The 20,740-nt window shown below is 37.5% G+C and carries 19 protein-coding genes; 10 read left to right on the top strand and 9 right to left on the bottom strand.

All coding sequences use genetic code 11. The annotated features are described in order from the left end of the window. Positions 1–116: 116 nt before the first annotated feature. The 4 genes from B4Z90_RS04690 (at position 117) to B4Z90_RS04675 (ending at position 2,518) form a co-directional block, all read left to right on the top strand. Positions 117–1,175: an SMP-30/gluconolactonase/LRE family protein gene (locus B4Z90_RS04690; RefSeq protein WP_286801474.1), complete on the top strand. Its 1,059-nt coding sequence runs from the start codon at positions 117–119 to the stop codon at positions 1,173–1,175. 331 nt (positions 1,176–1,506) lie between these two features. Continuing rightward, on the top strand, positions 1,507–1,821 hold the full coding sequence (locus B4Z90_RS04685; protein WP_070569368.1) for a hypothetical protein: 315 nt from the start codon (positions 1,507–1,509) through the stop codon (positions 1,819–1,821). 32 nt (positions 1,822–1,853) lie between these two features. Then, positions 1,854–2,174: a hypothetical protein gene (locus B4Z90_RS04680; RefSeq protein ID WP_070569365.1), complete on the top strand. Its 321-nt coding sequence runs from the start codon at positions 1,854–1,856 to the stop codon at positions 2,172–2,174. A gap of 11 nt (positions 2,175–2,185) precedes the next feature. Then, positions 2,186–2,518, top strand: coding sequence for a hypothetical protein (locus B4Z90_RS04675; RefSeq protein WP_112374357.1), 333 nt, complete (start codon positions 2,186–2,188; stop codon positions 2,516–2,518). A 13-nt stretch (positions 2,519–2,531) separates the two neighbouring features. Here B4Z90_RS04675 and B4Z90_RS04670 read toward each other — a convergent pair whose 3' ends face one another. Then, entirely contained in the window at positions 2,532–3,296 is a 765-nt protein-coding gene (locus B4Z90_RS04670; protein WP_070569952.1) for a DUF72 domain-containing protein, read from the bottom strand. Positions 3,297–3,495: 199 nt separating this feature from the next. On the opposite strand from B4Z90_RS04670, the gene B4Z90_RS04665 reads away from it, so the two are divergent. After that, positions 3,496–4,605: a glutaminyl-peptide cyclotransferase gene (locus B4Z90_RS04665; protein ID WP_070569358.1), complete on the top strand. Its 1,110-nt coding sequence runs from the start codon at positions 3,496–3,498 to the stop codon at positions 4,603–4,605. A gap of 65 nt (positions 4,606–4,670) precedes the next feature. On the opposite strand, the gene B4Z90_RS04660 is transcribed toward B4Z90_RS04665, so the two are convergent. Together B4Z90_RS04660 and B4Z90_RS04655 are read right to left on the bottom strand one after the other, a co-directional pair. Further along, complete coding sequence (locus B4Z90_RS04660) at positions 4,671–5,546, bottom strand: hypothetical protein (protein WP_139145081.1); 876 nt, start codon at positions 5,544–5,546, stop codon at positions 4,671–4,673. Between the two features lie 26 nt (positions 5,547–5,572). Beyond that, positions 5,573–6,073, bottom strand: coding sequence for a hypothetical protein (locus B4Z90_RS04655; RefSeq protein WP_070569355.1), 501 nt, complete (start codon positions 6,071–6,073; stop codon positions 5,573–5,575). A 387-nt stretch (positions 6,074–6,460) separates the two neighbouring features. Between B4Z90_RS04655 and B4Z90_RS04650 the strand changes: the two genes are divergently transcribed. From B4Z90_RS04650 to B4Z90_RS04640, 3 genes are all read left to right on the top strand, one after another. Continuing rightward, the gene (locus tag B4Z90_RS04650) at positions 6,461–6,709 is read left to right on the top strand and encodes a hypothetical protein (RefSeq protein ID WP_046675688.1); all 249 of its coding nucleotides are present in this window, start codon (positions 6,461–6,463) and stop codon (positions 6,707–6,709) included. 7 nt (positions 6,710–6,716) lie between these two features. After that, on the top strand, positions 6,717–6,947 hold the full coding sequence (locus B4Z90_RS04645) for a hypothetical protein (RefSeq protein WP_197084131.1): 231 nt from the start codon (positions 6,717–6,719) through the stop codon (positions 6,945–6,947). 114 nt (positions 6,948–7,061) lie between these two features. Beyond that, the gene (locus B4Z90_RS04640) at positions 7,062–7,622 is read left to right on the top strand and encodes a GNAT family N-acetyltransferase (RefSeq protein ID WP_083296089.1); all 561 of its coding nucleotides are present in this window, start codon (positions 7,062–7,064) and stop codon (positions 7,620–7,622) included. Between the two features lie 87 nt (positions 7,623–7,709). Here B4Z90_RS04640 and B4Z90_RS04635 read toward each other — a convergent pair whose 3' ends face one another. From B4Z90_RS04635 to B4Z90_RS04625, 3 genes are all read right to left on the bottom strand, one after another. Then, entirely contained in the window at positions 7,710–9,956 is a 2,247-nt protein-coding gene (locus B4Z90_RS04635) for a GH92 family glycosyl hydrolase (RefSeq protein WP_115047893.1), read from the bottom strand. 34 nt (positions 9,957–9,990) lie between these two features. After that, the gene (locus B4Z90_RS04630) at positions 9,991–12,276 is read right to left on the bottom strand and encodes a GH92 family glycosyl hydrolase (RefSeq protein WP_201303499.1); all 2,286 of its coding nucleotides are present in this window, start codon (positions 12,274–12,276) and stop codon (positions 9,991–9,993) included. A 356-nt stretch (positions 12,277–12,632) separates the two neighbouring features. Then, positions 12,633–15,770: a GH92 family glycosyl hydrolase gene (locus tag B4Z90_RS04625; protein WP_115047891.1), complete on the bottom strand. Its 3,138-nt coding sequence runs from the start codon at positions 15,768–15,770 to the stop codon at positions 12,633–12,635. A 799-nt stretch (positions 15,771–16,569) separates the two neighbouring features. Here B4Z90_RS04625 and B4Z90_RS04620 point away from each other — a divergent pair. Further along, positions 16,570–17,331, top strand: a complete 762-nt coding sequence (locus tag B4Z90_RS04620; RefSeq protein WP_070569349.1) for a response regulator transcription factor — start codon at positions 16,570–16,572, stop codon at positions 17,329–17,331. Between the two features lie 2 nt (positions 17,332–17,333). Here the strand turns inward: B4Z90_RS04620 and B4Z90_RS04615 are convergent, their stop codons facing one another. Beyond that, the gene (locus B4Z90_RS04615; protein WP_070569347.1) at positions 17,334–18,026 is read right to left on the bottom strand and encodes a hypothetical protein; all 693 of its coding nucleotides are present in this window, start codon (positions 18,024–18,026) and stop codon (positions 17,334–17,336) included. Between the two features lie 118 nt (positions 18,027–18,144). Further along, entirely contained in the window at positions 18,145–18,894 is a 750-nt protein-coding gene (locus tag B4Z90_RS04610; protein WP_070569344.1) for a ThiF family adenylyltransferase, read from the bottom strand. Between the two features lie 190 nt (positions 18,895–19,084). Between B4Z90_RS04610 and B4Z90_RS04605 the strand changes: the two genes are divergently transcribed. Further along, positions 19,085–19,435: a DUF2200 domain-containing protein gene (locus B4Z90_RS04605; RefSeq protein ID WP_070569339.1), complete on the top strand. Its 351-nt coding sequence runs from the start codon at positions 19,085–19,087 to the stop codon at positions 19,433–19,435. A gap of 33 nt (positions 19,436–19,468) precedes the next feature. Here B4Z90_RS04605 and B4Z90_RS04600 read toward each other — a convergent pair whose 3' ends face one another. Then, positions 19,469–20,722 carry a PQQ-binding-like beta-propeller repeat protein gene (locus tag B4Z90_RS04600; protein WP_070569336.1) on the bottom strand — a complete coding sequence of 418 codons (1,254 nt, stop codon included), beginning with the start codon at positions 20,720–20,722 and terminating at the stop codon, positions 19,469–19,471. Between the last annotated feature and the right edge of the window lie 18 nt (positions 20,723–20,740).

Below are 20,740 nucleotides of genomic sequence, written 5' to 3'. Positions count from 1 at the left end.
CTGTTTATTGCTTAATGGGACCAGTCCAAAGTAATATAGTAAGGTTAAATTATAACAAGAATATGCGAACACGGCTCATATTAAGTTTTTTATTCTGTCACATCTTTTTTCTCACTATGCTGGCACAAGTTAATGATACTACAGCCCCGAAATTGGAGGTCGCAGCAGCTTTAGGCCCGTACCGTCCGATCGGTGTGAGCGCTAGCTCCAACAATCGATTATTTGTTTCCTTCCCAAAACAAGCTAAAAATTATCAGTATGCACTTACTGAAATCATCAATGGAAAACCTGTTCCTTATCCAAATGAAGAATGGAATTTAGAAGGAAAAGAGAATTCCCACTTTGTAAATGTTCAGGATATATTTGTCGATACCGAGGACAATCTCTGGGTATTGGATTCTAAACCATCTGCTGCTGGATCAATTTTTGGCAAAGATGAAAAATCAAATCAAGGCCAGTTTAAATTATTAAAAATCAATACAAATACAAATCAAATTGAACATATTTATCGTTTCGACGACCTTGATAAAACCAAATCAGGTCTAAATGATATGCGTATTGATCACAAGCGAAATTTAGCCTATCTCTCCGATCCCGGCCAAGCGGCCATCATTATTTTAGACCTTAAAACTGGACTGACTAGAAAGGCTTTAACTGGAAGCCGTTTTACGCTGGCTGATCCTGATGTATTATTAAGCTATAATGGTATTGAAATGCGTAGTGAAAATGGAAAGCCTTTTTCTTCCAACGTGAATGGCATAGCATTGAGTCACGACTTTAAATATTTATATTTCAAAGCCATCAATCAGACCCATTTGTACTGTATTGCAACAGAATTTTTAGCCGACGCAGGGCTGACGGATCAAGAATTGGAGGCAAAAGTGGAAGACAAAGGAGAAGTCGGAATCACGCATGGCTTACTAGCAGACATTGATGGAAATATTTATCTCACATCGTCAATAGATTATAGTATTAAATATTTAAATCCTGAGGGAAATGTGAATACCCTGGTAAGGGACTCCCGAATACTATGGCCCGATTCTATGGGTATCAGCGGAGATGGACACCTCTATTTCTCTTGTGCACAGCTCTTTAAAGACCCGCAATGGAATAAGGGAGCTGACAAGGTAGAGTTGCCATTTTATGTCTTTAAGGTCAAATTACCGAAATTTTGAAAAAAATGTTACAACAAGTGAAATTCTTAAGCATAAAACTCGCGCTGACACATCTACTTTTCACCTAGCTATTATTCTATGCGCAGCCTTCACAAAATTCCCTTCGAATAGTTCCCCTTTATATTTGTCCATCTTTTCTACCCACAAGAAAAGGAACTGAAATTCAGATTCATAAAAACAATAAAATCGAAGTAAAAGCACAAATCACTAAGACATGCCTCCAACTATAAAAAAACAACAGCCTGTTAGATGAAGTATAAAATTTTTAGCAAAAACTTTTTTATACTAATATTTTTAGTATATTTGAATATCAGTTTTAGACAATGCTTTTATGGAACACAGCGCAGCATATGACAATAAGGATTTACACGTAGGTGACATCGTTCGCTTTCATACCCCCCATCCCGATGAGGATCCAAATACGATTTTCATTGTACTATGGTCATACTACGATCCGGCTGGAAAATCATCACGGGCTGAAGTGGTTAAATTTGACCAACGTTCCAAACAAACACCTGTCATTCAGAAGTGGTTTATACGAGATTTAGAAAGAGTCCCCGAAGTAAGTCCAGAATTGCTGAAACAAATTGAGTTATTTATGAAAAGTAAACTTGGCAATGCTATTATCAGTAAGCTAGTCATCTAACAAATTTTAGATCTTCAAATTCGACGTAAAATATGGAAAATAAATTCAAAGAGAAGCGAGGGATGGTGTCAGGTCCGATCTGGTCTGACTGGCGAGAACAACTCCGGGAAAGTGAATTAATCGGCTTACATCAGAGACTCGAGAATCTAGAAAGAGAAATACTCCTTGATTGGCTACAATGGCATGATCCAAAAGGAAACTATACCGATCGTAAATGTATTGAAAATGGCGTGCAGCAGCTTTCCAAATTAAAGGCTGTCGCGTATATCCATAAAGAAATCCTGCGCATCCACATGAAAAGAAGATACAATGCCTTTTCGAATACACACGCACAACTCATCTTTAACAACTAAAATTTCAGATTATGGAGTCTTTTATTAAACAGATCATAGCGCATCAGCTTCCAAAAATTCTAGCTATGGAATCGCATCGCACAGATTGGCGTTATCAGCTCATGAACTTAAAAGATAAGACACTATTCGATAGATTAATGCTGATGAAAAGACAAGAATTACTTGCTTGGCTACAATGGCACGATAATGCTGGGACTTACGCTGATCACGACTGCATCCGGAGAGGTATTCCCTTATTTACGAAAACTCAAGCATTGACCACTGCTTATCAGCGGATTATGCGTGAACATGAAGGCTGGGACGGCTATATGGGAAATGAATATATCCGTGGCAGTGTACTTTAAAAAAAGACACCTTTTAAGCAGGAAATATTTTGTTCGCAGTGATATACGAGGCTAATGTCTTTAGATTAGGAAGTGCCGCTCCTATTGTATTATTAAAATAAGTATAGACTTCTTTTCCCGCTGCAATCCATTCGTTAATATAGGTACTGTATTCCAACAATAGGCTGTCCGAATAGCTTCCCTTATAGTCACCATTTGGGCCATGAAAGCGCATATAGATTATCTTTGCATCCGCATATTGAAGACGCATACCTTGCATATCCTTATCATGAATAACCAGATGCATTTCATAGGATTTTAAAAGTTCGAAAGTTTCTTCTCTATACCAGGAAAGGTCCCTAAATTCTACACATACCTGCCATTTTTCACTTCTCTTATCCTGGGCAATACAATCCAGCAGTTCAACAAGCATTCCAATAGAAGCAAATTTAAAAGATGGTGGTAATTGTATGAGCAAGCACCCTTTCTTTTGGCCGATAGCGTCAATAACAGATAGAAATCTAGCGACATCCTGTGGATCAAACTTAAGTTCTTTTTGATGCGTAATTCCCTTCCATAGTTTAAAGGTGAAACGAAAATCATCGGTCGTCTCTTCGGACCATCTTCTGACTGTTTCTTCTCTGGGAATTTTATAAAAAGAACTGTTTACTTCCAATGAGTTAAATAGTAAACTGTATACAGCCAATCGACTTTTATCCTGTAACTCCTCAGGATAATAACTTTTATTCTTGTAAGGTAAAAGGATACCGCTCGTTCCAGTAAAATATGATTTTTCCATACCCTTATAACAATCGAGCAGCATGCAATGGTTCATTTTTTCTTTCATAGACGAATTATCCTTTGTATTGGTCTGCAATTGAATTGCATATAAAAAACAATTTATCTAAGTTTGAGAAACAAGTAGTACAGCAACAGCTATTTTTAAGCAACTTGTTTTCTAGTTTATTAGTGGATAATTAATCAAGCACACTATATCAATGCAAAAAAAATCGTACCTCATTTGTTTCATTATTGGCGCCATTTTGGGCAGTTGTACCGGAAATAAAAGCAACAATACCAATACAACTTTAAGTTCCCAGTCCGAACATGCTGATGAAAATCCGACATTTACCTTTGACAATATTAAACAGCACTATACGCGGGGTGAGGATCTGATATTAAAGATGTATAGCAAAAACACATCCAAAATAGACTCTGTTATTTACGCTATAAACGATAAAAAGATTGGCCAGGTCGTCGGAAATGAGCCCTTCAATTATTCATTAAAACAGGAGAAATTTGGTAAGCAAATTATTAAAGCTGTCGTATTTAGTAATGGAAAGCGAGAAGAAAATTCGGTCAACATCGATCTATTCGCCTCTAACCCTCCGCTTTTGCTAAGTTATAGCATTGTGAATATTTATCCACATGATGCCAAAGCTTTCACACAAGGACTGGAGTTTTACGGTGATAATTTGATCGAAAGTACTGGGAATGGGGTTGGTCCAAGTGGAAATAAGGGGAAATCGAGTATCCGTATTGTTAATCCTAAAACGGGTCAGCCCATCAAAAAAAATGAATTGGATGATTCAATTTTTGGCGAAGGTGCTACCGTCCTAAATGGAAAATTATATCAATTAACCTATAAAAACAATCTAGCCTACCTCTACGATATAAACAGTCTTTCTGTTATTAAGACACTTCCTTACTTTCAGCCAATGGAAGGTTGGGGCTTAACTTCTGACGGTAAAAACTTATTCATGTCGAATGGTTCTGATTATATCTATACACTTAATCCAAATGATTTCTCAAAAGTGGATTATATCCGTGCAGCAACGAACACGGCCATCGTGGATCAAATCAATGAAATGGAATGGGTAAAAGGGAAAATCTATGCAAATTTCTTTATGGAGGATGTCATTGGACGAATAGACCCTAAAACAGGTACAGTGGAGGCTTTAGTCGATCTATCCAAATTACGTGAGCATGTAACACAGCATGTGGATTTAGATGTATTAAATGGTATCGCTTACAATAAAAGATCAAACACCTTCTTTGTTACCGGTAAAAACTGGGATAAAATGTTCGAGATAAAGCTAACAGAATAGCTTTATCTCCATCAAAAAAAACAACATGCTGTTCCGGAAAGAACCAAATCGCACTATTTTTGACTTTATGGTAATTCTTTCATTTTGTTAAAGCCCTCAGTTACCATCGGTATAATTTGTGGTGCAAATAACTGTGGTATAATCGTCCTTGTCCCCGTATCCTTATTGGCAATCCATTGCGCATATTTATTTGCTAAAAATTCCAATCGCTGTGCTGAAGATAATCCCGGTAAGGTATAATAGATACTTTTTTCGCCTTCTTTACCTTCCATCTGCACATACCGCCCTTTAGTTACTTTCAGGTGACTGCGGTGTTCAAAATCACGTAGGAAAAGCTCATCCTTGTCTGCATTATCCCATTTCGGGTCACGCGGGCAACAAACCGATCCGTAACTGTCTCTTCGATAAATTGTAAGCATGCCTTTAGCTGAAATTGGTTTAACAAAATCTAATCTAGGGTTATCAAGACCAGAAAGCCGGAGACTGTCGACTTTAACCATACCGTCCTCTCTTTTTATGGAATAATAAAAATTGGTTGTCGCAGGTTCTATACACATCCCATTTTTCGAAGCTTCTTCGGCGACTTCACCATAAAACTTCCAATCGGGAACAATCAGTACAAAATGTTGAAGATCGGGATAGAATTCATTGGATTTTTTTAGTAACTCCACTGGAATTTTAGTACTCAAAAAGAAAACGTAAGTGGAATCCGGAACGATCTGCAAAGGAAGATCTACTAAATAATTGCCATCTTTCTGCGTTACAAAATCATTGTCGATCATTACAACCCGACCATAGTATTCACGATACCAATCGGGTTTCACAGTATCAGCTAATGAATACGGGGGTATTGACTGATGCGCTGCTATTTTGCTCTTACAGGACAATGCCATCATAGGTAAAATGATAAGCAAATACCACATATTTTTTCGTATTAACATGGTTATAAAATTAAAATATATTTCAACTACTTTCCTGTTTGACTATCTACTTTTATTCCAGCTTGATTCATGAAGGCTATTTGATGTCCTAAACACGACTCAGCTAAGGCTTCAATTTTCTCTTTTTCATCAGTAATCTCCCGCAACAGACTTTTCCGAGTCCCTTTTTTCTGTTCATCAATATATTTAATTAATAAAATACCATATCCATCAACGATCTCTGTCATGTAACCAACTGAAGCGATGTGAAAACTTTCGGCAGTTTTACTGTATTTCAGTTGAGAGGCTTCGCATTTTAATCCTTTGATGTAACTACTCAAAGCGCGTGCCTCATTCAATTTCATGTGATAGGAATAGTCTGATTTATCGACATCATATTCCCCTTCTAGCAATTTTCCATAGCTCTCATCCATTTTTTCTCGACAGCTATGAAAGAGCTTAGCCATTTTCTCATTGTACCCCAAATCCAAATTACCCCTACAGGAACACATGGTAAATAGCATAAAGATTAAAGCTAGCATTCTCATTTCTTAATTTTTTTTACAAATAACAGTTTTTTAAACCAGCCTATCCGTCTCGTTTAATATTCGTGGTCGTTGTTTTAAGATTCGTTATTTTCCGTACAACCTGCTCGCTAAAAAGCAATACGCTTATCCTTACTTTGCACAAACTATTTATTTCTTTGAGAGATGAAAAGCCTACTCTTCTAAACAGGGAATCCATAAAAATCACCTTATACTGCATTATTGTAAAAAAGGTCCTTCGAAACCTACTATATTAGCCATTTAATTAATCATTTTTTAAAAAATCAGAAAAAAAAGCTATATTTATTTAAGAATCACACATCATTTAAGGCAAAATTCTTTGTTTCTTAAAAAAAATTACGGAACTTAGAGACTATAAACCACCGAAATATGAATAACAGACCTTTAAACGGAATGACTGACGAAGAGCTTCAAACCAACAAAAAAAATGCGCTGGTAATTACATGGATGCTCACCACCATGCTCTTTATTCTATTAGGCATGGGGATCTATACTTCAATTAACAAAGGATTCAGCGCACTAATGGCGATTCCCTTCGCCTTATCTCCTATTGTTATTCTCAATTTTAAAAGAATAAAAGAAATCAATGAAGAACTCAAAATAAGAGGAGCTCAATAAACCCATCATGAAACACCTCGCATTATTCATATTCTTTCTTTTCATCTCGGATATTGTATTTGGCCAAGAGATAAGTAAATCAACGACACAGACGATCACCCAATCGGGTATTGGGCTGGGTTCTGTCATTGCCGTTGTCACCTCATGGGATCGCAACAAATCCATACTATGGGCTTTAATTCATGGGATACTCGGTTGGTTATACGTCATCTATTATGCATTCACCCGCAACGAGTAACGATTTTTAACTATAATTCTCACCAGAAGAGCCAAGCCGATCATTAGCAGAATGTCTTTTCTTACATAACACAGCGATCAATTCCTTTTCTATATCTCATCCGCAATCAAACACATGAGTTCCTCACCTATTTCCAATACAGATTTTGTCGTTGAAGAAGTCAACGAATCCAGCATTACCTTAATTTCTGAATTAGTAGACCTGACTTTTAATATTGTCCAAGGAGGTGCCTCTGTAGGCTTTATGGAAGATCTAACAGTTGAGCAGGCAAAAAGATTTTGGACTGAAGTACTGAACAAGGTCAAGCAGCAAAAAACAATATTGATTATTGCAAAAGATGCTTCTACGCATCGAATCGCAGGAACCGTTCAACTCCAAATCGACCTCCCCTCAAATCAAATACATCGTGCAGATGTAGCCAAAATGTTAGTCCATACTGACTTTCGAAGAATGGGCATTGCACAAAATTTACTTCAACACATTGAAAATATAGCTATTGATCTAAATAAGACACTATTGGTACTAGATACTGTAACCGATAGCCCGGCTTATATTATGTATCAAAAATGTGGCTGGACGAAAGTCGGCGATATCCCAAATTATGCGCTCTTCCCGAATGGAACATTGTGTAGCACGACATATTTCTACAAAAACTTAATTCTGCCAATAAAATAAAAGCCCCCAAATCGATTAATATTCATTTGGAGGCTTCTCTTAATTATTTGGGAGCTTCACATATGAATCTCCATATACTTATAGATCCTATTTATTTTTGTACCATATCGGTCCCGGTTTTTCGCCCATTTCTAACACCAATGTCGCTCCGGACATAATTTGTTCGTGTGTGATATAACTTGTTTCAAGAGGCTTACCATCAATCGTAATGGCTTGGATATAAATATTGGCTTTACTGACATGGTTAGCTTTCACGGTAAATTTCTTTCCATTGGACAACTTCAATTCAGCTTTTTCAAATAAAGGTGTACCGATTTCGTATTTTCCACTTATGGGATCTACAGGATAAAATCCCAATGCGCTGAATACATACCAAGCCGACATCTGCCCGCAGTCATCATTTCCACTTAATCCCGAAGGTGTATTCAAGTAAAGTTTGTTCATTACCTCGGCTGCATATTGCTGCGTTTTCCAAGGCTGTCCAACCGCATTAAATAAATAGAGTGCATGATGGCTCGGCTCGTTACCATGTGCATACTGCCCAATCATTCCTGTACTAAAAATTGGCAGCTTGCTGGTGTCGGAAGGATGAAATGTAAACATGCTATCTAGCTTCTGTCCAAAGCGCTCTTGCCCACCAACAAGTTTAATCAATCCAGGAATATCATGTTGTACAGACCAAAAATATTGCCATGCATTACTTTCACAGATATGTGCACTATATTCCTCCGCATCAAACGGGGTAATAAATTTACCATGGCTATCTCGAGGTTGCATAAATGAAGTAGCCGGATTATACACATTTTTATAATTTTGAGCTCTCGCAAAAAACGCTCCTGCAATATCTTTCCTTTCCATCTTATCGGCCATCATTGCGATACAATGATCGTCATAGGCATATTCAAGTGTTCGTGATAAGGACCAGTTTTCGGCATTGTATTCATCTTTTACGTCATAGGGCACATAGCCTAATTTTTTATAAAGACCTATACCCCGGTAATTATCAATATTAGCTGTGGCAACACAGGCTTCTAACGCTTTTATTGCATCAAAATCACCAATTCCTTTTAAATATGCATCTACAATGACAGGAATGGCATGATTGCCAATCATCATATCCGTTTCACTCCCATAAATATTCCATACCGGTAGTCGGCCATGCTGTTCATAAAAGGCAATGAAGGACTTAATCATATCATTTACTCGACTAGGGTCTATATAGGTAAATAATGGATGCGAAGCTCTATAGGTGTCCCAAAGTGAGAACGTGCTATAATTGGTCCAACCTTCAGCCTGATGTACCTTCCGGTCCGCCCCCATGTAAGCACCATCAACATCACTGAAAATTGTCGGTGCCAACATCGAATGGTATAGTGCTGTATAGAATTTAACCTGTTCCTCTTTGTCTTTGGTCTCGATTGCTACCCGCCCCAATTCATGGTTCCAATTTTGTTCGGCCTCTTTTAAATAATAATCAAAATCATCATTTGGAACTTCTGCTTTTAAGTTCTTTGAAGCGCCTTCCATACTTACTCCCGAAAGGGCCGTACTTAAAGTCACTTGTTCTCCAGCTGCTGTCTTGAAATCAAAACGTGCTTTGAATGCTGTACCAATACGTTTTGCACTTTTTGCCGTTGTATCAGCACTGGATAATATTGCTGAACTATCGATATGAACGGCCATAAAAGGCTTAGAAAACCGAGTTTCAAAATAAACGCGTTGGCCTCTTGCCCAGCCCTCCGAAAAACGGTAACCACGGATAGTAACAGAATCAACCACTTCGATGTGTGAATCTGTTGTAGCATCCCAATTCATTGCTTTCTTTAAGTCTAAAAATACTGCAGACTCGGCTTTTGGAAACGTATAACGTTGAATACCGCAGCGTGCCGTTGCTGTCAGCTCTACATTTATATCGTAATCAGTAAGTTTTACCTGATAGTATCCGGCGTGAGCCTTTTCGTCTTTATGCGAAAATTTAGAATGTATACCTAAGGGAGCCGGGGCTTCATGATAAGGTAAGGTAACCGGCATATAAGATATGTCGTACAAGTCGCCGGCTCCGGTTCCACTTAAATGTGTATGGCTAAAACCAGCAATCGTACTGTCAGGATAAAAGTATCCGGAAATACGGTCCCAGCCAGGCAGTCCATTATCTGGGCTAAGCTGTACCATTCCAAAAGGTGACTGTGCTCCAGGATATGTATTCCCCATAAAATCCGTTCCGATAAAAGGATTTACATACCCAGCATAAGAAGTCTCATCGGAGTTTTTTAGTGAAGCGCAACCCATTAAGGACAAAAGGCCTGCACAGACCGCGTAATTAATATATTTCATCGTGTAGATCAGTTTTTCAATTTAGTTTGCCTAATTATCTATTTCCAGTAACGATTAGAATATCCTTGCTATTGACCAAAGTCTGATGGTTGATTTTAAATCCATTGAATGGTTTTCCATCGATAAAGATCTTTTTTATATAATCTCCGGCACCCTCTTTTTGACGTCTTATTGTCACTTTGTCGCCATTTGGATAATATTTTTTATCGAGTTGAATGGTCACTTTGTCGAAAACAGGTGTTACAACAGTATAATCTGGTCTACCTGGACAAAAAGGATAGATGCCGATCATGTTCATTAAAGCCCATGTGGACATTGTTCCCGTATCGTCATTTCCCGGTATACCCCCAGGGCTATTCGTAAAATGTTTTTCTAAAATTTCCTTAACCAGCTTTTGGGTACGCCATTCTTCTCCTTTGATTTCCGAAAACACATGTGGATACAGCATATCTGGTTCGTTGGTAACATCAAAATACCCTTTATCAAACGTTGCCTGCAGTCTATCCACAAATTTTTGCTTTCCGCCCATCAACTTCACCAAACCAGGTATATCAAATGGTATGGCAAAGCTATAGTTCCAAGCGTTACCTTCATGGAAACCATGATTTGGTTCAAAATTGGCGCCCATCAATGGGCTAAATGGACTTAAAAACTCGCCGTTAGGAAGAATAGGCCTGAAAGTCCCATACTCCGAAGAATAATAGTGTTTATACCCCTGTGCTCGCTTAGCAAAAAGCTGAGCATCTTTAGTTTTCCCCAATGAGGCGGCCAGTTGGGCTAGGTTCCAATCGGCAACATAATATTCAATGGCATGAGATACCGAATTATCGAATGAATCGCGCAGTGGAACATACCCATACTTCACATAGTCCGCATTGTCTGGTCTAATTTTATTTGTCGAATCCGTAGTCGTAGCCGATTTCAGAAACGCTTTGTAAGCTGTATTAACGTCAAAATCCCGAATGCCTTTCATCCATGCATCAACGATCACTGGAACTGCCGGATCGCCATCCATGGTATAGCTTTCTCGACTATACAACTCCCATTTGGGCATCCAACCGCTTTCCTTATAAATATCGATCATGGAACGTATCATACCCACCTGCTTATCAGGATAAACCAGTGACATTAGAGGCTGAACATTTCGGTACGTATCCCATAGCGAAAACACGGTGTAACGATTGTGATCTGCAACGAGCGTCTTCCGGGTTTCCATTGCCGGATATTCTCCATTTACATCCTGCAAGATATTTGGATGAATCATAGCATGATATAATGCCGTATAGAACACTGTTTTTTGGTCCTCTGTACCACCTTCGACCTGTATCTTTGACAATGCATTATTCCAAAGTGAAGCTGCGTGCTTTTGCGTTTTTTCAAAGCTAAAGTCTGCTTGCTCAGCGTCTAGATTTTTACGCGCATTTTCAACACTCACAAATGATACGGCCAGCTGTACTTCTAAGCTTTCATTTTCTTTGACGTCAAAACTAAAATACGCACCAAGATCATCGCCTGAAAGCTGATCGGTATAGTCCGTAAAAATTTTATATTTTCCGGCATCTTTATTCCAATCGTTTTCCCATTTTTCTCCGGCACGCTGGAATTTCCAATATCCTCTTTTTGACGGTTTTTTATTGACACGCATAACAAAGAAGATGGGATAAACAGCCTGATTGTTCGTGTAACAGAAAGAGCCCAACAATTTAGATCCTTCTATTTCGGTGTCACTTACATAACGAACTGTTGCTCCCGTTTCATTTGTTAACCCTTCGCCTAGATTAAGTAGGATATTTGCCTGTCCTTTTGGAAAAGTAAATTTCGACACACCTACACGGGTTGTCGCTGAAACTTCTGTCTTGATACCGTATTTCTTTAATATATTGCTATAATATCCCGGATGGGCAACCTCTTGTGTATAGGTACTCCCATATTGATGATAATCAACCTCCAATTTCCCCGAAGTTGGCATCAACAACAGACTTCCCATATCTGGACATCCTACCCCACTTAAATTAACATGAGAAAAACCTGTAAAATAACTATTGCTATGTTCATAGGGAGTAGACCACCATCTTGCATCCTTATCAAATGCATTAAGTGATGATCCCATTACATTAAACGGAGAAACATTCATCAAGCCGTTGGGAACCTGAGCACCCGGATTAGTTGTTCCATAATTACTGGTACCAATAAACGGGTTGACATAGTCTGTAGGAAGCTTTTGGGCAGAAACGTTCTCCCAAAGAAATAATCCTAAAAGTAAAAAACGAATAGATTTGATCATATAATCTTGATAGACGACATTGTTAATTGCTTTCATTCAAGCAAACACCATAGGCCGCGCATTTTAGCGTGTACCTACAATACTACAGATAATCGCAAAGATTTACAAATCGTACTTGTCGTTATATCGATGATTTTACGTTTGTTAATAGGATTTAGCAAAACTATACATATTAAGCAAAGAGATTTATGATGGTCAATAACAACAAAAGCCTGAAGTGGGGAACTTCAGGCTTTTACTAACTAACCAATTATTAACCTAAATTATGAAACTACTGATATAACGTCATCAAAAACGAGTTTCTTATGTTAGGCCGAATGGTTTAACCAAATTTTAACAAATCGTTGTTATCATTCAATGCGCATCAGGTTTGGTCCAGCAATAAATATATTTTATTGATACAGTCCCCATTGCTTATTCGGTGTAGCGCCCATTTCTAAAACAAGCTCACCTCCTTTCAGAAGTTCCGAAGCATCAAAATAAAACGTATTAAGCGGTTTTCCATTTAATGTAGCACGTTGTATATACATATTTTTCTTATTTGCATTTTTCGCTATGATAATAAATTGTTCACCTCTACCGTATTTACCGCCCAATTTAATCTTCACTTCCTCAAAGAGAGGGCTTCCAATTTCATAAATTGGCTTGACTCTTGTCCCGCCATCTATCTGAAATAAACCAATAGCATTCATAATATACCAAGCACTCATTTGCCCTTGGTCTTCATCTCCCAAATAAGCATTTGAAACCCCTTGGCCATAATAGCGTTCACCTATGGAGCGACTCCATTTTTGCGTCAACCAAGGCTTATTCAACCAATTAAAAATATAGGCAAAATGCATCGATTGCTGATTTCCCTGAACAACAGGATAATCCCAATATTGATCATTGGGACCATTGTAGCGCCATTTCTCACTTTCCGGAAATCCCCATTCCAATCGTTTTAAAAACACATCCTGTCCGATCATTTTAGCTAACCCAGGAATATCCTGTGGCACAAAAAAGGTCAGTTGCCATGCATTTCCTTCTACATAATGATGGTTAGCTCCCGATTTAAAAGGATCAAAATCTTTATACCATTCTCCTTTTGAATCCTTCATCCGGGCATAGCCACTACTGACATCTATCGCGTTTCTCCACCATTTTCCGCGATCATTGAAATAGTTGTACTCCTGCTCCTTTCCTAACGATTTTGCGAACTGCCCAACTGTCCAGTCGTCAAAACTATATTCCATTGAATTGGAAAACCGGCCCAAATCATAAGGAACGTACTTATATTTTAAATAGACATCCAAATCACGATTACCTGCAAAACCACCTTCAAATTTCAATGGACTTGTTGTCTGCATTTTTTTAACAGCTTCAAATGCCTTTTCAGTATCGTAGTCTCTAATCCCCATCTGGTATGCCCCAACAATTAACGGTATTTCATGTTCTGCAACCATGACGGGAATATACTCCATTCCAGCCGGTCCTTTCGCCAACCAGCCATTTGCGTCATACATCGCAAGTTGCGATCTGACCCATTTATTGGACCATTCCGGCGTAACCAAGTTCCAAAACTGATTTAAATTCCAAAAGGTATTCCAGAAAGCATCACAGCCTAAAGCGAGATCCCCTTTATGGGCTAAAGTTCGTATCACTTCATCCGAAGATCTCCATTGACCATTCACATCACTAAATGTGTTTCGGCTTGCCAAAGTGCGATACATATTTGTATAGAATTTCTCTTTTTCAAAATAGTCTGAAGACTTTATCGCCAATCTACTTAAAAGTTCATCCCAAACTTTATGTTGGTTTTCCACGACCCGATCAATCGACCATCCGAATGGCTCCGACAGTTCCGTTTTTAGATTCTCCTCCGCATTGGCTAAGCTCACATAAGAAATCCCTGTGCGCAGTTGTACAGCCTTATCTTTATGCACATCAAATTCCACGTACATTCCCGCAAATTGAGCGCTATCAGCAACCAAATCAGCCCGTTCAGTCAACCGATCGTTATGCCATGTGCCATAGTTTATGATAGGTTTGTCAAACTCCATCACAAAGTATACGACATAATCCTGTTTTGCATCCGTGGACCAAACGTTTTCAGATAATTGATTACTATATCCTACGACCTTATAGTCAGAAACCTTTTTTAGCGAGAAGACTTTAATTTTATAATCATATTCTCCGTTAACCTTAAGATCAATCATAATACGTCCTGTGTCCGACTTATGGTAGGTATATTGTTGAAAACTGGAACGTGTACCAGCCGTCAATTTCACATCGATATCGTGATCAAGCAGATGAACAGCATAATATCCCAATGGTGCCTTTTCACTGGTTTTATCTATCGCTGATCGATATCCTGAATTTTTACTGTACTGATCTCCGACCCGAGTCTTCAATTGACCTGCTGTCGGAAATGTACCCAATCCAGCCATTGTCCATTCATGGATATGGCTAAAAGTACCAATAGATTCGATAGAAGGTTCATAACCTGCCTGCCAGCCAATATTTTGGTTATCTGGACTTATCTTTACCATGCCAAAAGGCATCCATGGTCCCGGGGCTATCATCCATCTGGAATGTGCTGCCCCCATCATCGTGTTCACATAATCTGAAACTCCACCTAGTCTTTTTGGGCCCCGCTTGATTGTTGAAGACTGTATTAATTGCCCATTACTATAAATTTCATACTTACTCCATATATCCTTAGCGACATAAGGCATTGGTATTTCCAATTTCGCTGCACCTTTTTCAAGTGTTTTCTCATAAATTTTCTTTCCATCTAAGACTACTTTCAATTGTTCATCATCTTTCAATTTCAAGAGATCAACCAGCATATTTTGGACGGGTTTCCCTGCATTTAAGATCTCAAATTCAGCTTGCTGTACATTTTTAACAATTACAGAACGATTGGCTATTAGCTTTACTTGCTGTGGCCCCAGCAGTTTAAAGGAATCAAATTCTACCCATCCTCCCTTTATGACAGTCATTGTAATCTGATTTCCGCCTTTCTTAATGAGATCAGCTGGTAATGGTATATTTATCGTAGAATTTCCAGATTTTAAAGGATTCTCTAACGGCTCACCATTTCCTGCTCCCCCCTCCACCTCAAAATTATAGGGCTTGCCATTGATTACGATCTGTAGTGTAGGTTTATTTTTAGGGTCACTATTGGCCAATTTAACCTGAAGTGTACACTGACCATTTTTTATACTATTGTTTAACACATAGTATAAATTCAAAAAATGTGTTCTCAGACCAGAGGTTCCTCCAGTCCCGCCCCATTCATTGGCCGGACCGGGCAATACATAGGGTAAATCCCTTGTTAAAGAAGATTGGCCGATAATAAACGCATTGTCTTCATAACCGAAATCATGTTCCAAAAATTTCTTATATCCATTCGGGGACAAGGCAAATTCGCTGCTTGAACCGTCTGAATTTCCCAATTGCCATATTGTGTGCTCCTGGCCAACAACAGACTGAGCACACATGAACAACAGACCGGCGACAAAAGAAAGTGAGAAACGTAATTTCATAAGTATCAGATTTTATAATTTTTAATTACATCAGTTGCTTTCCTCATAAACTGCACAAAACAATTCACAAAACACATTACATTGTACATACATTAATAACTTACAAAAACGTTTAAAAGCAAAACTTTATGCACAATATTACTACAAAAAAAACAAATATCAAATGAAAAACAGCAAAATGTATATACATATAAAAAGAAAGAAACAAAATGAATTTATTGACACAAGTTAGCGAAAATGAAAGGTTTTGATTCTTAGAGAGGAAAGTTATATCAATTTGTAGTTTGCGCAATATCCACCGCATTTTCCAGTTTTCGGGGAAAAATTGCCTTTACTTAGAAAAGTGTTTCTACAGATTATTTATGATAAAAAAACTTAATAGAAGTTTTCTCATTGCAATATTTGCCTAGAGTCCATTATTTTAGGATTAAAACTTTGTCAAAACTCAAGTAAAGCAATAATTACTATTGGCTATTTGGATCTAATAAGTTATATTTATACAATTATTTGCTTTGAAACCTTAAAGATAAGAGTATTATCTTTTGTATTATCATTATAAACGATATTCTACCCATTTGTGTAGAAACTTATTTCATTGCTGGATAGAGATGCAATGTTTGAACAAGTTCAACTATAAACGTTGACAATGATTACGAGGTAAGGATAGGAAGGTAAAAAAAGTCTATTATTAGCGTATAAATTGAGATTACGTCCTTATTTTTGTAACTTGCACGCCAGGACAACATCGATTTTACGTGGTATTCAAAAGCGATTGCGGATCATCTTTGTATTTTACACTATGAAAATTAAGATTGAAGATTTTTTCAAGCCGGTACAAGTTAAAGACGACTTTAGCAAAGATGATTATGAGATTGTCGAAGCCTTTATAAATTTTGCCAAGTCCTTAAGCAGATTAACCTATCAGAGTATATATTTAATTGACTATTCAAAGAAAAGCTTTCTATTTGTGTCTGATAATCCAATCTTTCTGTGTGGAAGCACGCCTGGGGAAGTCATGCGAGAAGGGTATTATCACTATGTTAATAATGTACCTGAGAGTGATTTACATTTATTAAAAAAGATCAATGACGTTGGTTTTGACTTTTTTGGAAATTTAGATGCCGAAGATCGCTTAAAATACTCCATATCTTATGATTTTCATTTAAAACAACCGGGAAATAAGCCACTGTTAGTAAACCATAAACTAAAACCTCTGCTCCTGGATAAATTTTCTAACCCCTGGATCGCCCTATGCTTAGTTTCCATGTCCTCACATGCTAACTCAGGAAACATTAGATTTAAATCTGATGAGGACGGAAAACAGTTTGAATATGACTTGGATAAAGATATTTGGGTAGAAACTCCGCGAATTAAATTGAAACCCCGTGAAAAGGACATTCTTCTTTTTTCCGCACAGGGTCTTACTATGGATCAAATAGCAGATCGACTTTATGTATCGATTGATACGGTAAAATTTCATAAAAAACAGATATTTTCAAAACTGAAAGTCAAAAGTATTACAGAGGCTACAGCATTAGCCATTGAACTATCTCTTTTTTAATCTTATTCATTATTTTTTGAACATAATAGCATTAGTTTTGACATCTCAACAAATTTTTGAATATCGGCATGATTTCCTATACTAAACTGGGAATATTTATTTTTTTCAATAAAAGTCTCCAGCCATTCCGATTTAATATAGATCGGTAATGTCTCAGAATAGAGGTAGATGATTGGATCACCAAGTTGAAAAGATTCTATCTCCAATTTTCGAAGCGTATTGACCACTTTTCGATCACATTCAGCTATAACCAATCCACTACCAAGGCTGTACGGACCATAGAATGCGTCAAAAAGCATCTTTTTCAGAATATTAATGCGATTACCTATTATCTTTCCAGAAATTACGAAACGTCCAATGTGCCAAAAATTCTTTACATCTGGAATTAACAAACTTTCTGTCTCGATATCAAATAATTTTTGAATCGGCAAACTCGTTTCCTTATCCCAAAATGTAATTCTAATGGATGCCTGAATACAGTTATCAAGCTTACTTCGAAGCACATAATAAATGGAACGATCAAAAAAAATCTGATCCTCTCCTATCAATGACTCAAAGTCAAACGCATATTCCTCTTCGGAATAACTATCCAGTTTGTAATGCTGCTGAGTCGTTACTAAATAAAAATGAATAAGTTCAGGAAGTTCGTTTTTATTAAGCTTGGTAAAATAATGGTTTTCAGGCGTCCAGTTCATGCAAATGTTATTCGATATGCAATTATAAAAATAAAGACTTTTCGTTTAAATTCCCACAGAGACAAATTTACTACACAAAAGTGTAATGAAACGGATGTTTTTTTCAACTATATTAAGTTCAACCAATCATTGATAAATAATAGGAATCTGGAAAGAATTTTACAGGTTTAGATGTCGCTAAATTAAATACAATATGACTAACCATACCCGATAATAAATACAAACCTAATGATAATTGCGGAGGAGAAGACGTCAGCGCGATTTTACCATATTCTGCCAAAAATTCCTCAAACCATTTCGTTTCCATTCCTTTTGTTTTTAAACTGTCAACAATAAATTTACCGACATTTAATTCAAATGTCTTGTGGGCCTTTTCCAATGAATGAAGATTAAGGCCTTCAGGAGGAAGAACCGTTAAAAATCCTGCCCAGCCCAAATTATAAGGATGTACTACCGGTATATTTCGTTTTGCCATATACTGGTCAAAGACAAAAGGAATATCAGAAGAAAAATCCAACGCATTAATGGCAACCTTATGATTAATATCGATATTATATAAATTATCTTGGTTAATAAATTCAGAAAACACTGTTATTTTGGCTTGCGGGTTAATTGAATGCAAACGTTCCTGCAAAGCAAATACTTTCTTAATACCAATATCCTTGTTTGTATAATTTTGTCTGTTTAAATTTGTCAATTCGACAACATCTCCATCGGCAATTGTCAAATTTTCGAAACCCATACGCAATAAGCACTCGGCAATGTAACTTCCTATTCCACAACCTCCTATTAACACCGGAAAGTCTTTGATATGTTGTTGATCCTCTTCTTTAATATGTATGTTATTTCGAATATACCTCAAATCCATATATAATCTCTCAATAATTTTGTATCACATAAAGATAGAATTATAATTTATATTATTATTAAAGAAATTGCTAAGTAAATTTCATAGTTGCGTAGTACAAATTAGCGGCGATTTTGCTTAATTTAGCCACCTATCTTTTGTTTTTATTTTGATTCAAAATGAATACCTTTAATAAAATCAACGTGTAAAAATGGATAATACAAGAATATATCGCATGTCATTTGCTGGTGTATACCCGCTTTATATACAAAAAGCCGAAAGAAAAGGACGTACAAAAGAAGAGGTTGACGAAATCATTTTCTGGCTTACCGGCTATAGTCCCATATCGCTACAGCAAGTAGTTGAAAATAAAACTGACTTTGAACATTTCTTTAAACAAGCACCAAGTTTAAACCCGAATGTTTCGAAGATCACGGGTGTAATCTGTGGCTATCGCATTGAAGATATTGAAGATCCGCTGGTTCAGAAAGTTCGCTATCTCGATAAATTAATTGATGAACTGGCCAAAGGGAAACCCATGGAAAAAATTTTGAGAAAGTAAACTCTGCTACGATTCGTAAATAGCGCGTACTTACTATTCCAATGCATAGATGGCACCATCTGCGGAGCTAAAATAAAGCCGATTTTCATCGATCCATATTGTTGAAAAGATACTTCCCATCTGCAGGTAGTCTGCAAACAGTCTTGTAATATCATCCTCATATTTTTGTTGCAGATCGGCTCGCAGCACATTTTCATCATTTATAAACAATTGCCTATTCTTTTTACTTGACTCCGTTTGAAAAATAGGCACAACCCCTCCGTTTTTTATATCCAATCTATAAATTACACCATCCAGCGTTCCAAAAAAGGCCTCATTACTTACGATAGTGGCACTGCTAAATGTATTTAAAGGCACTTTAGGTTCAACTATTTTCACGCCGTCCATTCTATTTAAAACAAGTATACTATAGGAATCCGACATGGTTACGACAAGCTTATCGTCAAAAATACTAGGAACACTCGTCCAGCTCCCTGGTTGATGATATACCCAAAAGCCACTTCCATTCGCGGCATTAAGCGCATATACATTAAAGTCACGAGCACCAAAATAGACTGTACTGTCGGCGACTGCTGCATGGAACTGAATCTCGCCTTTTGGAAAATAACGTTCACCAACCGTTTTAAACTTCCAATGTAGGGTACCATCTTTTTTCAAACAATAAAAATAACCATCAAAACTACCAATGAAAACACGTTCTTGTGTCAGCGTTGGGGCTGCATGCACAATGCCCCCAGTCAGGAATTTCCAAACAAGTTTTCCCGATTTAGCATCTACGGCATAGACATGATGATCCCCAGATCCAAAATAAACTACACCATCTGCAACCGCAGGAGATGAGAGGAAATAGTCCCATATATCATAACTCTTTTCACCATCGGTTGAAAACTGCCATAATTTTCGACCTGTTTGGGCATCCAGGGCATACAAGTAGCCATCAGTGCTTAAAAAATACACTTTTCCGCCATCAAGAGCAACCGTCGACCGAATTTCGCCGGTAGTTTTATACTTCCAAAGTATATTACCGCTCGTTTTATTCAATGCGTAAAGATTACTGTCGCAAGACCCGACAAAAACGATATCCTTCCAAACGACGGGCGAAGAAAACAGCCTTCCCTCTGTTTTGAATTTCCATTTCAACGCGGGATTTAACCTAATATTGGATTGTGCTGTATAATTTTGGCGATCTAGGTCTCTAGCCAGATGCTGCGCCCGTAATTGACAAAAACATCCCACTGCAATAAATAGGATAATAATTGGGCGCCAATCATATTTTAGTCCAAACATCGCTGTACTTCTATTCAG

This window comes from Sphingobacterium sp. UBA5639, from assembly GCF_002421245.1.
GTDB lineage: Bacteria > Bacteroidota > Bacteroidia > Sphingobacteriales > Sphingobacteriaceae > Sphingobacterium > Sphingobacterium multivorum.
Note: the sequence above shows the minus strand (reverse complement) of the source record. Positions and strands in the feature narration are given on the sequence as shown.